General features: G+C 62.7%; 12 protein-coding genes. 10 read left to right on the top strand and 2 right to left on the bottom strand.

Going from position 1 to position 14,129, the window contains the following annotated elements; all coding sequences use genetic code 11:
- Nucleotides 1–84 precede the first annotated feature (84 nt).
- The 7 genes from ppc to FBX99_RS09225 all read left to right on the top strand — a co-directional run bounded on the left by ppc (nt 85) and on the right by FBX99_RS09225 (nt 7,413).
- Nucleotides 85–2,715: a phosphoenolpyruvate carboxylase gene (gene ppc, locus FBX99_RS09195; RefSeq protein WP_145131291.1), complete on the top strand. Its 2,631-nt coding sequence runs from the start codon at nt 85–87 to the stop codon at nt 2,713–2,715.
- 291 nt (nt 2,716–3,006) lie between these two features.
- Nucleotides 3,007–3,657, top strand: coding sequence for an adenylate kinase (gene adk, locus FBX99_RS09200; protein ID WP_041024798.1), 651 nt, complete (start codon nt 3,007–3,009; stop codon nt 3,655–3,657).
- Between the two features lie 94 nt (nt 3,658–3,751).
- The gene (gene tsaB / locus FBX99_RS09205) at nt 3,752–4,429 is read left to right on the top strand and encodes a tRNA (adenosine(37)-N6)-threonylcarbamoyltransferase complex dimerization subunit type 1 TsaB (RefSeq protein WP_144923326.1); all 678 of its coding nucleotides are present in this window, start codon (nt 3,752–3,754) and stop codon (nt 4,427–4,429) included.
- A 248-nt stretch (nt 4,430–4,677) separates the two neighbouring features.
- The gene (locus FBX99_RS09210) at nt 4,678–4,986 is read left to right on the top strand and encodes a hypothetical protein (RefSeq protein ID WP_024778986.1); all 309 of its coding nucleotides are present in this window, start codon (nt 4,678–4,680) and stop codon (nt 4,984–4,986) included.
- Nucleotides 4,986–5,846, top strand: a complete 861-nt coding sequence (locus tag FBX99_RS09215; RefSeq protein ID WP_144923329.1) for a DUF72 domain-containing protein — start codon at nt 4,986–4,988, stop codon at nt 5,844–5,846. The genes FBX99_RS09210 and FBX99_RS09215 overlap by 1 nt, the downstream gene beginning before the upstream one ends.
- A gap of 34 nt (nt 5,847–5,880) precedes the next feature.
- Nucleotides 5,881–6,702, top strand: a complete 822-nt coding sequence (locus FBX99_RS09220) for an oxaloacetate decarboxylase (protein WP_144923332.1) — start codon at nt 5,881–5,883, stop codon at nt 6,700–6,702.
- 9 nt (nt 6,703–6,711) lie between these two features.
- Complete coding sequence (locus FBX99_RS09225; RefSeq protein WP_145131293.1) at nt 6,712–7,413, top strand: extensin family protein; 702 nt, start codon at nt 6,712–6,714, stop codon at nt 7,411–7,413.
- Here the strand turns inward: FBX99_RS09225 and FBX99_RS09230 are convergent, their stop codons facing one another.
- A complete protein-coding gene (locus tag FBX99_RS09230; protein ID WP_144923338.1) occupies nt 7,414–8,034 on the bottom strand; it encodes an energy transducer TonB in 621 nt (206 codons plus the stop codon). It lies immediately after the preceding gene.
- 107 nt (nt 8,035–8,141) lie between these two features.
- Between FBX99_RS09230 and FBX99_RS09235 the strand changes: the two genes are divergently transcribed.
- Complete coding sequence (locus tag FBX99_RS09235; protein WP_144923341.1) at nt 8,142–8,924, top strand: class I SAM-dependent methyltransferase; 783 nt, start codon at nt 8,142–8,144, stop codon at nt 8,922–8,924.
- 130 nt (nt 8,925–9,054) lie between these two features.
- Here FBX99_RS09235 and FBX99_RS09240 read toward each other — a convergent pair whose 3' ends face one another.
- On the bottom strand, nt 9,055–9,690 hold the full coding sequence (locus tag FBX99_RS09240; protein WP_144923344.1) for a TetR/AcrR family transcriptional regulator: 636 nt from the start codon (nt 9,688–9,690) through the stop codon (nt 9,055–9,057).
- Between the two features lie 93 nt (nt 9,691–9,783).
- Between FBX99_RS09240 and FBX99_RS09245 the strand changes: the two genes are divergently transcribed.
- Both FBX99_RS09245 and FBX99_RS09250 read left to right on the top strand, forming a co-directional pair.
- Nucleotides 9,784–10,884: an efflux RND transporter periplasmic adaptor subunit gene (locus tag FBX99_RS09245; protein ID WP_144923347.1), complete on the top strand. Its 1,101-nt coding sequence runs from the start codon at nt 9,784–9,786 to the stop codon at nt 10,882–10,884.
- A gap of 6 nt (nt 10,885–10,890) precedes the next feature.
- Nucleotides 10,891–13,956 (top strand): efflux RND transporter permease subunit, encoded by a 3,066-nt coding sequence (locus tag FBX99_RS09250; RefSeq protein WP_144923350.1) that lies wholly within the window; start codon nt 10,891–10,893, stop codon nt 13,954–13,956.
- Nucleotides 13,957–14,129 lie beyond the last annotated feature (173 nt).

The following is a 14,129-nucleotide window of genomic DNA, read 5'->3' on the forward strand; positions in this document are numbered from 1 at the left end:
TTGTCATACGTGACTGGCATCGGCACTCTCTTGTGAACGTCTCACCCAAGAGCTGTCCGGACCTTTTTTGCTGGAGAACTGCTGATGACCGATATCGATGCCCGCTTGCGCGAGGATGTCCACCTGCTCGGCGAGCTGCTGGGCAATACCATCCGCGAACAGTACGGGGACAGGTTTCTCGACAAGATCGAGCAGATCCGCAAGGGCGCCAAGGCCGATCGACGCGGCTCCGTGGATGCCGAACTCAGTGCCAGTCTCAACCAGTTGAGCGAAGACGAACTGCTGCCGGTGGCGCGGGCGTTCAACCAGTTCCTCAACCTGGCGAACATTGCCGAGCAGTACCAACTGATCCACCGCCGCGAAGAGTCGCAACCAGCGCCATTCGAGGCGCGGGTGTTGCCTGAGTTGCTCGCCCGGTTGCGCACCGAAGGCCATGCCGCCGAGTCCCTGGCGCGGCAGCTGGGGCGCCTGGAGATCGAGCTGGTGCTCACGGCCCACCCCACCGAAGTCGCCCGCCGTACCCTGATCCAGAAATACGATGCCATCGCCGCGCAACTGGCGGCCCAGGATCACCGCGACCAGACCAGTGCCGAGCGTGCGCAGATCCACGAGCGCCTGCAACGGCTGATCGCCGAAGCCTGGCACACCGAGGAAATCCGCCGCACCCGGCCGACCCCCGTGGACGAGGCCAAGTGGGGCTTCGCGGTGATCGAGCACTCGCTGTGGCAGGCCATCCCCAATTACCTGCGCAAGGCCGACCAGGCCCTGCATGCCGCCACCGGGCTGCGCCTGCCGTTGGAGGCGGCGCCGGTGCGCTTTGCCTCGTGGATGGGCGGTGACCGCGACGGCAATCCGAATGTCACCGCCGCGGTGACCCGTGAAGTGCTGTTGCTGGCGCGGTGGATGGCGGCGGATTTGTATCTGCGCGACGTCGATCAACTGGCCGCCGACCTGTCCATGCAGAAGGCCAGCGAGGCCTTGCGTGCCCAGGCCGGCGACAGCGCCGAACCCTACCGTGCCGTGCTCAAGCAACTGCGTGAACGCCTGCGTGCCACGCGCAATTGGGCCCAGGCATCCTTGAAAGCCACCACACCGGCGAGCGCGGATGTATTGCAGGACAACCGCGAGCTGCTGGATCCCCTGGAGCTGTGCTACCAGTCGCTGCACGACTGCGGCATGGGCGTGATCGCCGACGGTCCGCTGCTCGATTGCCTGCGCCGCGCGGTGACCTTCGGGTTATTCCTGGTACGGCTCGACGTGCGCCAGGATTCGACCCGGCACACGGCGGCCATGACTGAAATCACCGACTACCTGGGGCTGGGGCGCTATGAGGAGTGGAGCGAGGAGCAGCGCATCGGCTTCTTGTTGGACGAACTGAATAATCGTCGGCCATTGCTGCCGACGAACTTCAAGCCGTCGGCCGATACGGCGGAAGTCCTGGCCACCTGCCGGGAGGTCGCGGCGGCGCCGGCGGCGTCCCTGGGTTCCTATGTGATTTCCATGGCTGGCGCGGCTTCCGATGTGCTGGCGGTGCAACTGCTGCTGAAAGAGGCCGGGGTGCTGCGGCCGATGCGGGTGGTGCCATTGTTCGAAACCCTGGCCGATCTGGACAACGCTGGACCGGTGATCGAGCGGCTGTTGCTGCTGCCGGGCTATCGCGCACGCCTTCATGGGCCCCAGGAAGTGATGATCGGCTATTCCGATTCGGCCAAGGACGCGGGGACCACCGCGGCGGCCTGGGCACAGTATCGGGCCCAGGAACGTCTGGTGGAGATCTGTCGCGAGCAGCAGGTCGAATTACTGCTATTCCATGGCCGTGGCGGTACGGTCGGCCGTGGCGGCGGTCCGGCCCACGCGGCGATTCTGTCCCAGCCCCCGGGATCGGTGGCGGGGCGTTTCCGCACCACTGAGCAGGGCGAAATGATTCGTTTCAAATTCGGCCTGCCGGACATCGCCGAACAGAACCTCAATCTGTACCTCGCGGCCGTGCTCGAAGCGACCCTGCTCCCACCGCCACCACCTACGCCCGAATGGCGCCACCTGATGGACGAACTGGCGGCCGACGGCGTCAATGCCTACCGTGCCGTGGTGCGGGAAAACCCACAGTTCGTCGAGTACTTCCGGCAGTCCACCCCGGAGCAGGAATTGGGACGCTTGCCCCTGGGCAGTCGGCCGGCCAAGCGCCGGGCCGGTGGCATCGAAAGCCTGCGGGCGATTCCGTGGATTTTCGGCTGGACCCAGACCCGCCTGATGCTGCCGGCCTGGCTCGGCTGGGAAACCGCCCTGGGCAAGGCCCTGGAGCGGGGCGAGGGCCAATTGCTGGGGCAGATGCGCGAGCAGTGGCCGTTCTTCCGTACCCGCATCGACATGCTGGAAATGGTGCTGGCCAAGGCCGATGCCGATATTGCGCGCTCCTACGACGAGCGTCTGGTGGAGCCGGCACTGCGACCTTTGGGTGCGCATTTACGCGACCTATTGTCGCAGGCCTGCTCCGTGGTGCTGGGGTTGACCGGCCAGTCTCAACTACTGGCACATAGCCCAGAGACGCTCGAATTCATTCGCCTGCGCAACACCTATCTCGACCCCCTGCACCTGTTGCAGGCCGAACTGCTGGCCCGCTCGCGGCAACAGGACGTCGCCCAGGGCAGCCCCGTGGAGCAAGCATTGCTGGTGTCTGTGGCGGGTATCGCCGCCGGATTGCGCAACACCGGCTAAGCTCAAGCGGCGCCTCGAAACGGCTCGCCCGGTGTCGCCGGGTGGTGCCGTGCAGAAATGGCGGCAGGTCGGCCGGGCGACACTTTGTTGCCCGGTTGCGACTCTCGCCACCCCCTCCAAAGGTCGCGCCGGACGCCGGTTCCTCCGACTTTCGGCGGCTTGTGTGGGTCGGGCCCGCTGTGTATCTTGATCAGCCTTTGGCCGTTTGGGCGGTCACGATTCCAGTTTTCCGAGATTGGCCCGACGAGGCGAATCCGAGCGTTTTACATATAAAAATTGAGGAGCACATCGATGCGCGTCATTCTGCTGGGAGCTCCCGGGGCCGGTAAAGGTACTCAGGCAAAGTTCATCACCGAAAAATTCGGTATCCCGCAAATCTCCACCGGCGACATGCTGCGTGCAGCGGTCAAGGCCGGCACCGAGCTGGGCATCAAGGCCAAGAGCATCATGGATGCCGGCGGCCTGGTGTCGGATGACCTGATCATTGCCCTGGTCAAGGATCGCATCGCTCAATCCGACTGCGCCAAGGGCTTCCTCTTCGACGGTTTCCCACGCACCATTCCCCAGGCCGAAGCCCTGGTGGAAGCCGGCGTTGAACTGGATCACGTCGTTGAAATCGCCGTCGACGACGAAGAGATCGTCCAGCGCATCGCCGGGCGCCGCGTCCACGAGCCTTCCGGCCGCGTCTACCACACCGTCTATAACCCGCCGAAAGTGGCTGGCAAGGACGACCTCACCGGTGAAGAACTGGTGCAGCGCAAGGACGACACCGAAGAAACCGTGCGTCATCGCCTGTCGGTCTACCATTCCCAGACCAAGCCGCTGGTGGACTTCTATCAGAAGTTGTCCGCCAAGACCGGCGGCAAGCCCAAGTACAGCCACATCCCGGGCGTTGGCACGGTCGATGCGATCACCGGCAAGGTGCTTGAAGCGTTGAGCTGAAAAGTCTGCTCGGTTGCACCAACTACGGCCCGCTTGCGGGCCGTAGTTGTTTATACTGGCGCCCCCTTTTTTCCCCTGATTGACGGACACATCGATGAGCACCTTGCTGGCCCTGGACACCGCGACTGAAGCTTGCTCCGTTGCCCTGCTGCACGACGGCAAGGTCACGAGCCATTACGAGGTGATTCCACGCCTGCACGCTCAGAAACTGTTGCCGATGATCCAGCAGTTGCTCAGCGATGCCGGTACTACCTTGCAGGCTGTGGATGCGATTGCCTTTGGTCGTGGCCCGGGGGCCTTCACCGGTGTGCGCATCGCCATCGGCGTCGTACAGGGGCTGGCGTTCGCATTGCAGCGCCCAGTGTTGCCGGTGTCGAACCTGGCGGTGCTGGCCCAGCGTGCCTTGCGTGAAAACGGCGCCCATCAGGTGGCGGCAGCCATCGATGCACGCATGGACGAGGTGTACTGGGGCTGCTACCGCGAGATCGCTGGCGAGATGCGTCTGGTGGGTGCCGAAGCCGTGCTGCCGCCCGAAGTAGCGGCTTTGCCGGCAGATGCGGCGGGTGAGTGGTTTGGCGCCGGTACCGGTTGGGGCTATGGCGAGCGCATCGCCGTCAAGCTCAGTGGTCAGGACGCCAGCCTGCTGCCACACGCCGAAGACCTGTTGGCCCTGGCCCGTTTCGCTTGGGAGCGCGGCGAAGCCATCCCGGCCGACGATGCTCAGCCGGTGTACCTGCGAGATAAAGTCGCTACCCCCAAGTCGGAACGATAATCCCACTCTCAAGCGGACAGTGTTGTGGCGAGGGAGCTCCCGCGCCACAAAGGCTTCCAGATCCAAGGTCTCCCGGGATCCTCAAAAGTCATTTGCACCGCAAAAAGTCACACCTGATATCACCAGTCGTCATTTTTTTGCCCGGTTTTTAAACCTTTTCGACTTTATGTGTTCTAGTTATCACTTGCGCGTTTGCGCGGCTGGGAAAGTGCCGCTAAATTGCCATCATTGATATTGAGCATTCTGTTATGCGTATAGACGGATATTCACCGCAGTCTTATCCCATCAAGCGCCGGCCCAGGACGGGCAAGGTCGCTGATCAGGAATCCTTCGACGACGTCGATGGCGAATTGGAGTTTCCGTCTGAAGAGCAACTGGCCGCCCGCGCCGCCAAAGCTTCCGCACAGCGCTTGAGCAATCTCCCCGCTCGCCAGCAAGACATGCTCTACCACCGCTCCATGAGCCGCAGTGTCGCCACGGCCCTCGCCAGTTACCTGAGCACCGCCGGCTTCGTCGATTGGGATATGGAAGTGCTGGGGCTCGACCTCTACATCTGATGGCGTTGTCTTACTACCTCGGCTGCCCCTCCTGGAGCGAAAACGCCTGGCGTGACTATCTCTATCCCCTGGACGCCAGAAGCTCCGACTTCCTGAATCTGTATTCCCAAGTGTTCAACGCCGTGGAAGGCAACACGACCTTCTACGCGAGCCCGTCCGCGGCCATCGTGCAGCGTTGGGCCGAAACCATGCCCGCGCACTTTCGCTTTACCGCCAAGTTTCCCGGTGAGATCAGCCACAACGGCGATCTGCGCGAGCACCAGACGGCCGTCGACACTTTCCTGCAGTTGCTCAGCCCTTTGGGCGAACGGGTTTCGCCACTCTGGCTGCAGCTGTCCAAGGCGTTCACGCCAAATCGATTAGCGGAACTGGCGGGGTTTATCGACGCCTTGCAGCGCCCGCTGGCGGTGGAGGTCCGTCACGATGAGTTCTTTGCCAAAGGCGATGCCGAACGGCAACTCAATCGCCTGCTGCTCGATCGTGGTGTCGAGCGTATCTGCCTCGATCCCCGGGCCCTGTTCAGTTGCACTTCCACCGATCCTGCCGTGCTCCATGCCCAATCGAAAAAGCCGCGGGTACCACCCCGGCCGGCGGCCTTCACCCAATATCCGCAGGTGCGCTTCATCGGTCATCCGGTGCTGGAGGCCAACGAGCCATTCCTGACGCCCTGGGTGGAAAAAATCGCCGGCTGGATCGAAGAAGGGCGCACGCCCTACATCTTCCTGCACACCGCCGACAATCTGCTGGCGGCGAAACTGGCGCTGCGTTTTCATAGCCGGCTGATGCAGCGATTGCCTGGCTTGCCGGCCTTGCCTGAGTTATATAGAGAGCCCGCCGCCGAGCAACTGGGTTTGCTCTGAGGCTGAAATCCTTCTCTGCTCAGGAGTAACCTCCATGGATGCGCAAACCCGTCGGGCCCAGGCGTTCAAAGCTTTGCACGAACGTGAAGAGGCTTTTGTCATTCCCAACCCGTGGGACGCCGGTTCCGCGAAAATGTTGGCCAGCCTGGGGTTCGAGGCCTTGGCCACCACCAGCGCCGGTCACGCTTTTTCCCTGGGCCGCCCGGATGGCGCGCTGGGGCTGGAAGACACCTTGGCCAATGTCCGCGCGATCGTGGCCGCCACTGACCTGCCGGTGGCGGTCGATTTCGAGAACGGTTTCGCCGACGCCCCCGAAGATTGCGCCCGCAACCTGCTGCGCGCGGCAGAAGCCGGCGCGGTCGGCGGGTCCATCGAGGATGCCACGGGACGCGAAGAGAGCCCGATCTATTGCTTCGAGCATGCCGTGGCGCGGGTCAAGGCCGCGGCCGAAGCGGTACGCAGCCTGCCGTACCCGTTCCTGCTGACTGCCCGGGCGGAGAACTTCCTGCACGGCAACCCCGATCTGAATGACACGATCCGTCGCCTGAAAGCATTCGCCGACGCCGGTGCAGACGTGCTCTATGCCCCTGGGTTGAGTACTGCCGAGCAAGTGCTCGCGGTGGTGCAAGCCGTGGCGCCGAAACCGGTGAACGTGCTGATGTCCGGGGCGCTGGACCTGACACTCGCGCAGTTGAGCGAGCTGGGTGTCAGGCGCATCAGCGTCGGCTCGGCCCTGGCCTTGGCGGCGTACGGTGAGTTCATGCGCGCCGCTGGGGAAATCCGCCAGCAGGGCACGTTCACCTTTACCCGCCGCTCGATGACGTTCAAGCAGGCCAACCAGCTGTTCAAGGGTTGATGCTCGGTCGTGAGAATTGCCAAAGGCTTGATGTTGTTGCTGGTGCTGATTGTCGGCGTCGCGGTGTTGGGGGTGTGGCGGGGCTGGTTGTCGGTGCCGCCGCAGTGGAATCCCTGGGCACCCCTGGACGTCCGGGCGCCACCGAACCTGCTGACCCGCTACAAACTCATGGCCTTGCGCAATGACCCGCAATTGTGTGAGCAGGCCTTGGCCACCTCGGGGCTGCGGGTCGCCCACCAGGCCGACAGCAACCCGGCCGCCAGTTGCCCGTTGACCAATGTGCTGCGGGTGCAGGGTGGCGAGGTGGCGCTGAGCAGCAGTTTCCTCGCCAGTTGCTCCCTGGCGGTGGCATTCGCCTTGTTCGAGCATCATGCGCTGCAACCGGCCGCACAGGCCGCCTATGGGCAGAAAGTGACCCGAGTCGATCACCTCGGAAGCTTCGCCTGTCGCAACATGTACGGCCGTGAAAGCGGCGCGCGCAGCCAGCATGCCACGGCTAGTGCGTTGGACATCGCCGGGTTTCGCCTGGCCGATGGTCGCACGGTCAGCGTCCTCCGGGACTGGCCGAAGGACAATGCCGACGCGCGTTTCCTGCACCAGGTGCGCGACGGTGCCTGTGACATGTTCAGTGTGGTCTTGAGCCCGGACTACAACGCAGCCCACCGAAACCACTTCCACCTGGATGTGGGGCCTTGGTGGATCTGTAGGTGATCAGGCGGCGATGCGCAGGTTCTGCAGCACGATCGGGCGTGCCCAGCGGGTGTCGAAGTCCAGCGCTTTCTGTTGGGCGACGATTTCTTCTTCCGGGAACGGCGGGAATGGCTTGTCCAGCAGATCGAGTTCGAATTCGGCAATCGGCAGGTGCAATGGGCGTGGCTGCGGTGCCGGGCCGGGTTCCGGTAATGGTTGGCCAGCAGCGAGGACAATGGGACGAACCCAATTGCTCTCGAAGTTCTGCTGTTTTTGCTGTGCGCTGATTTCTTCCGGTGGGAAGGGTGGGAACGGCTTGTCCAGCAGGTCCAGTTCGAATTCGGCGATGGGCAGGAACAGCGGCTCAGGCGGTTTGACCTGGGTCTCTTTCACATCGCAGGTGCGCTGGCTGACGATGTGGTCCAGCAGTTCGGCGCCGAGGGTCGGTTCAACGGCCTCATCGAGTGCGACGGGCTGGTAGCTGCCGGGCGCGGGTGCGTTTTCACCCAACTGATCGGCCAGGGCCCGGGCAAAAAAATCTTGCCACAGGTGACTGACGCGGCTCAGGGCCTGGGTGTTGCGCAGGCTGTAATCACCGTAACGGGAGATAACGCCTATCGATGTGGAATGAATGTCTGACATTTTTTTCGGTCGACGCTCAGCTCTGGCAAAATGCCGTTCACCGTTGTTATCGGCCGTTTTTGCCGATCCTTAATTTTTTGAGCATGTTTCCATAATGAACAACTTCCATGAGTGAGCAACCCGCGGCCTGCCGCATCCACGTCGAGGCCCTGGGTGCGGCCTTCCAGCCTCAGGCCGAGGACTGGGCCCAGCGCCTTGGCCTGCCCTTGCAGATGGACGATGGCGAGTTTGCCCTGCAGGTCGGCGAACACGGGCTGCAATTGCAGCAGCTGGGGCCGGACGCGCCGGGGCCGGTGCGGGTGGATTTTGTCGAGGGCGGCGCGGCCCATCGCCGGTTGTACGGTGGCGGCAGCGGCCAGATGATCGCCAAGGCCGTCGGGATTGCCCAGGGGGTGCGTCCCCGTGTTCTGGATGCCACGGCCGGGTTGGGCAAGGACGCCTTCGTGCTGGCCAGCCTGGGCTGCGAGATGAGCCTGATCGAGCGCCAGCCGCTGATCGGCGCATTACTGGAGGACGGTCTAGCCCGTGGCGCGGAGGATTTCGACGTGGCGCCCATCGTGGCGCGCATGCACTTGCTCAAGGGCAATTCCATCGAGGTGATGCAAAACTGGGAAGGCGAGCCGCCCCAGGTGATCTACCTGGACCCGATGTTTCCCCATCGTGAGAAAACCGCCCTGGTGAAAAAGGAAATGCGCCTGTTCCGGCCCTTGGTCGGCGACGACCCCGACGCCCCTGCCTTGCTGGCCGCGGCCCTGGCCCTGGCGACGCACCGGGTGGTGGTCAAGCGCCCGCGCAAGGCGCCGTGCATCGAAGGGCCGAAACCGGGCCATGGGCTCGATGGCAAATCCAGTCGCTACGATATCTACCCCAAAAAGGCGCTCAAGGCCTGAGACCGGGGTGTCTTCACCGCGAGCAGGCTCGCTCCCACACTGGTTCGGCGTCGTTCACCGATGTTGTGGCCCACACCAACACCTGTGGGAGCGAGCCTGCTCGCGATGAGGCCCTTCAGTACACCGGGAATTAAGGCCGATAAGCCCGCATGAACAACCCCACCACCTCCTGAACATGCTCTTCGGCCGCTTCTGCCTCCAACGGCGCGCCGCAGCCATACAGTAAGCGGAAATTCGCTGCGCCCTTGATCAGGCAGAAGAAATGCTCCGCCGCATGGCGGGGTTTGTCGATGCACAGGGCGCCGCTCTGGTTGACCTTGGTCAGCAGCCGCTCCATGCCCGAGAGCATCCGCTCGGGACCGGCCTGGTAGAAAATCGTCGAAAGCCTGGAGTCCTGGCTGCCCAGGGCCATGATTACCCGATGCAGGTTCACCGATTCGTCGCTGTTGACCAGCAGATGGAAGCCACGGGCGATGTTCAACAGCACGCGTTCAATCGGCACGCCCTCCGGCCACTCGAAGAACAGTGGTGGCACCTGCTCTTCGCACTTGGCAATCACGGCGGCGGAAAACAGCGTTTCCTTATCGTTGAAGTGGCTGTAGACCGTCAGCTTCGACACGCCCGCTTCAGTGGCGACGGTATCCATGCTGGTATTGGCATAACCCAATTCTATGAACAGCCGTTTGGCAGCGTCGAGAATGGCCTGGCGCTTGACCAGATCCTTCGGACGGCCAGGCCCGCTGGGGGGTGAAAGATTGTTCGACATTCTTCGCTTTAATACTGGACTGGTGAGTTTGCTATTAATAACATACCCGCCAGTATAATTATTCCAAGCACCATTAGCGAAAGGTCTGCCGCCATGTTCCGCTATGCATTGCCCCTCGCCGTGCCAGTCAGCCTGGCTTTTTTATTGTCTGCGTGTGGTCATGACGAACCGGTACCGGTCGCCGTGCGCCCTGCCATGGTCGTGAAACCAGAGCCTTCGGCCCAGGCGACGGACAGTTATCCCGGCGAAGTGCGGGCCCGTTTCGAGCCGGACCTGGCTTTTCGCATTGGCGGTAAAGTGAGCCGACGACTGGTCGAAGAGGGGCAGCGGGTCAAGGCTAACCAACCACTGGCCGAACTCGACCCCCAGGACGTGCGCTTGCAACTGGAAGCGACCCGGGCCCAGGTGGCTGCGGCCGAGGCCAACCTGAACCTGGTGCGTGCCGAGCGTGATCGCTACAAAACACTGCTGGACCGGCAGATGGTCAGCCGTTCCCAGTACGACAACGCCGAGAACCTCTACCGCTCCGGCGCCGCGCGTCTCAAGCAGATCCAGGCGGAGTTCGACGTTTCCAGCAACCAGGCCAGCTATTCGGTATTGCGGGCGCCCCAGGATGGTGTGGTCGCCCGGCGTTCGGTGGAAGTCGGCCAAGTGGTGCAGGCCGGGCAGACCGTCTTCACCCTCGCCACCGATGGCGAGCGTGAAGTGCTCATCAGCCTGCCGGAACAGAGTTTTGGTCGGTTCAAGATCGGCCAACCGGTCTCGGTCGAACTGTGGAGCCAGCCGGGCCAGCGTTTCAATGGACATATCCGTGAACTCTCGCCCGCCGCCGATCCGAAGTCCCGTACCTTCGCCGCCCGTGTCGCGTTCACTGGGGGCAGCGTTCCGGCCGAATTGGGTCAGAGCGCCCGGGTGTTCATCCAGACCGTCGATAAGGTGCCGTTGTCGGTGCCGCTGTCGGCCCTGACGGCTGAAAACGGCGCGACGTACGTCTGGGTGGTCAACCCCAACAACACCTTGAAGAAGGTCCCGGTGCGGGTCGGCGCCTTCGGTGAAAAGACCGTTCCGGTGCTTGAGGGCCTCAGTGCCAACGACTGGGTGGTGGCGGCTGGCGTGCATGTGCTCCTCGACGGCCAGCAGGTACGGCCGGTGGATCGCTCCAACCGCGTGGTCAACCTGGCGGCCAAGGAGTAATCCCCGATGGGTTTCAATCTTTCCGAATGGGCGTTGCGTAATCGCCAGATCGTACTATTCCTGATGCTGTTGCTGGCCATTGTCGGCGCGCTTTCCTACACCAAGCTCGGTCAGAGCGAAGACCCTCCGTTCACCTTCAAGGCCATGGTCATCAGTACCAACTGGCCAGGGGCCACGGCTGAAGAAGTGTCGCGCCAGGTCACCGAGCGGATCGAAAAGAAGCTGATGGAGACCGGTGACTACGAGAAGATCGTCTCGTTTTCCCGTCCGGGTGAGTCCCAGGTGACCTTCATGGCCCGGGACTCCATGCATTCTGCGCAGATCCCTGAGTTGTGGTACCAGATCCGCAAGAAGGTCAACGATATCCGCCACACCTTGCCGCAAGGTGTTCAGGGGCCGTTCTTCAACGATGAATTCGGCACCACCTTTGGCAACATCTACGCCCTGACCGGCGATGGTTTCGACTACGGCGTGCTCAAGGACTACGCCGACCGTGTCCAGATCCAGCTGCAACGGGTCAAGGATGTGGGCAAGGTCGAGTTGCTCGGTCTGCAGGACGAGAAAATCTGGATTGAGCTGTCGAACGTCAAGCTGGCAACCCTCGGCCTGCCTTTGTCGGCGGTCCAGCAGGCCCTGGAAAAGCAGAACGCGGTCTCCACCGCGGGCTTTTTCGAAACCGGTAGCGAGCGTTTGCAGCTACGGGTATCGGGCAATTTCCAGACCGTGGAAGAGATCCGCAACTTTCCGATCCGGGTCGCCGACCGCACATTCCGTATCGACGACGTGGCGGACGTGCGTCGCGGTTTCAACGAGCCACCGGCGCCACGCATGCGCTTCATGGGCGAAGATGCCATTGGTCTGGCCGTGGCGATGAAGGAGGGTGGCGACATCCTGATCCTGGGCAAGGCGCTGGAAACCGAATTTGCCCGGATCCAGAACAATCTGCCGGCCGGCATGCAGTTGCGCAAGGTGTCAGACCAGCCGGCGGCGGTGAAGACCGGCGTCGGTGAGTTCGTCCAGGTGCTGGTGGAAGCCCTGACCATCGTCTTGCTGGTGAGCTTCTTTTCCCTGGGGCTACGCACCGGGATGGTGGTCGCCCTGGCGATTCCGCTGGTGCTGGCGATGACCTTCGCGGCGATGTATTACCTGGGGATTGGCCTGCACAAGATTTCCCTGGGCGCGCTGGTGCTGGCGCTCGGGTTGCTGGTGGACGACGCGATCATTGCGGTGGAGATGATGGCGATCAAGATGGAGCAGGGTTTCGACCGGATCAAGGCGGCCAGCTACGCCTGGACGAGCACGGCATTCCCGATGCTCACCGGTACGCTGATCACGGCGGCGGGCTTCCTGCCGATCGCCACGGCGCAATCGGGCACCGGCGAATATACCCGTTCGATCTTCCAGGTGGTGACCCTCGCGCTGCTGGCCTCCTGGGTGGCTGCCGTGGTGTTCGTGCCCTACCTGGGGGAAAAACTTCTGCCGGACCTGGCAAAAATTCATGCGGCCAGGCACGGCATTGGTCACGGTCAGCCCGACCCTTACGGCACGCCGTTCTACCAACGGATCCGGCGCTTGGTGGAGTGGTGCGTGCGTCGGCGCAAAACCGTCATCGCCTTGACCGTGCTGTTGTTCATCGGCTCGGTGATGCTGTTCCGTTTTGTCCCGCAGCAGTTCTTCCCGGCGTCGGGGCGACTGGAATTGATGGTCGATCTGAAGCTGGAGGAAGGCGCCTCCCTGAGCAACACCGCCGAACAGGTCAAGCGCCTGGAGGCGATGCTCAAGGACCATCCGGGCATTGACAATTACGTGGCCTATGTCGGCACCGGTTCGCCACGTTTCTACCTCCCACTGGATCAACAACTTCCGGCACCGAGCTTTGCCCAGTTCGTGGTGCTGGCCAAGACCATCGAAGACCGTGAGCCCCTGCGCAGCTGGTTGATCAGTACCCTGAACGAACAGTTCCCGACCATGCGCTCCCGGGTCACGCGCCTGGAAAACGGCCCGCCCGTGGGGTACCCGGTGCAGTTCCGGGTGACCGGCGAGCACATTGAAGAAGTCCGCGCCCTGGCGCGGAAAGTGGCGACGAAAGTTCGCGAAAACCCCTACGTGACGAACGTGCATCTGGATTGGGAAGAACCGAGCAAAGTCGTGTACCTGAACGTCGACCAGGAGCGTGCCCGGGCCCTGGGCGTGAGCACCGCCGACCTGTCGAAGTTCCTGCAGAGTTCCCTGATCGGCTCCAGCGTCAGCCAGTACCGGGAGGACAACGAACTGATCGAGATCCTGTTGCGTGGCACGGTGCATGAGCGCACCGAACTGACGCTACTGCCGAGCCTGGCGGTGCCTACCGAGAATGGCCAGAGTGTCGCGCTGTCACAGATCGCGACGCTGGAATACGGCTTTGAAGAGGGGGTGATCTGGCATCGCAATCGCCTGCCCAGCGTGACGGTGCGGGCCGATATCTACGGCAAGGAACAACCGGCGTCCCTGGTGCAGCAGATCTTCCCGACCCTGGACCCGATTCGCGCTGAGTTGCCGGACGGTTACCTGTTGGAAGTCGGTGGTACCGTCGAGGATTCGACCCGAGGGCAGAAGTCGGTGAACGCTGGGGTACCGTTGTTCATCGTGGTGGTGCTGACCTTGCTGATGCTCCAACTGCGCAGTTTCTCACGCACGGCCATGGTGTTTCTGACGGCGCCCCTGGGGCTGATTGGCGTCACGCTGTTCCTGCTGGTGTTCCGCCAGCCGTTCGGTTTCGTCGCCATGCTGGGCACCATCGCCTTGTCGGGGATGATCATGCGCAACTCGGTGATCCTGGTGGACCAGATCGAACAGGACATTGAGGCGGGGCTGACACCGTGGCAGGCGATCATCGAAGCCACGGTGCGACGCTTCCGTCCGATCGTGCTCACCGCACTGGCGGCAGTGCTGGCAATGATTCCCCTGTCGCGCAGTCTGTTTTTCGGCCCAATGGCGGTGGCGATCATGGGCGGGCTGATCGTGGCGACGGCGTTGACGTTGCTGTTCCTGCCGGCGTTGTACGCGGCCTGGTTCAGGGTCAAGAAAACCTGACTGAGAGGCTATGAACACCAAGTCTTTTTGTGGGAGCGGGCTTGCTCGCGAAAGCGGTGGATCAGCTTGCATCGATGTTGTTTGTGCCACCGTCATCGCGGGCAAGCCCGGCTCCCACAGGGGCCGAGGTGATCGCAGATTTGCCGTCCACCGCAAAGCAATGTGGGAGCGAG

This window comes from Pseudomonas sp. SJZ074, assembly GCF_007828215.1.
Taxonomy (GTDB): Bacteria; Pseudomonadota; Gammaproteobacteria; order Pseudomonadales; family Pseudomonadaceae; genus Aquipseudomonas.

Excerpts from the sequence above, each read along its gene's own strand:
- FBX99_RS09230 (WP_144923338.1), bottom strand. The coding sequence starts at position 8,034 with ATGTCAGACATTCATTCCACATCGATAGGCGTTATCTCCCGTTACGGT.
- adk (WP_041024798.1), top strand. The coding sequence starts at position 3,007 with ATGCGCGTCATTCTGCTGGGAGCTCCCGGGGCCGGTAAAGGTACTCAG.
- FBX99_RS09250 (WP_144923350.1), top strand. The coding sequence starts at position 10,891 with ATGGGTTTCAATCTTTCCGAATGGGCGTTGCGTAATCGCCAGATCGTA.
- tsaB (WP_144923326.1), top strand. The coding sequence starts at position 3,752 with ATGAGCACCTTGCTGGCCCTGGACACCGCGACTGAAGCTTGCTCCGTT.
- FBX99_RS09245 (WP_144923347.1), top strand. The coding sequence starts at position 9,784 with ATGTTCCGCTATGCATTGCCCCTCGCCGTGCCAGTCAGCCTGGCTTTT.
- FBX99_RS09210 (WP_024778986.1), top strand. The coding sequence starts at position 4,678 with ATGCGTATAGACGGATATTCACCGCAGTCTTATCCCATCAAGCGCCGG.
- FBX99_RS09235 (WP_144923341.1), top strand. The coding sequence starts at position 8,142 with ATGAGTGAGCAACCCGCGGCCTGCCGCATCCACGTCGAGGCCCTGGGT.
- FBX99_RS09215 (WP_144923329.1), top strand. The coding sequence starts at position 4,986 with ATGGCGTTGTCTTACTACCTCGGCTGCCCCTCCTGGAGCGAAAACGCC.
- FBX99_RS09220 (WP_144923332.1), top strand. The coding sequence starts at position 5,881 with ATGGATGCGCAAACCCGTCGGGCCCAGGCGTTCAAAGCTTTGCACGAA.
- FBX99_RS09240 (WP_144923344.1), bottom strand. The coding sequence starts at position 9,690 with ATGTCGAACAATCTTTCACCCCCCAGCGGGCCTGGCCGTCCGAAGGAT.
- ppc (WP_145131291.1), top strand. The coding sequence starts at position 85 with ATGACCGATATCGATGCCCGCTTGCGCGAGGATGTCCACCTGCTCGGC.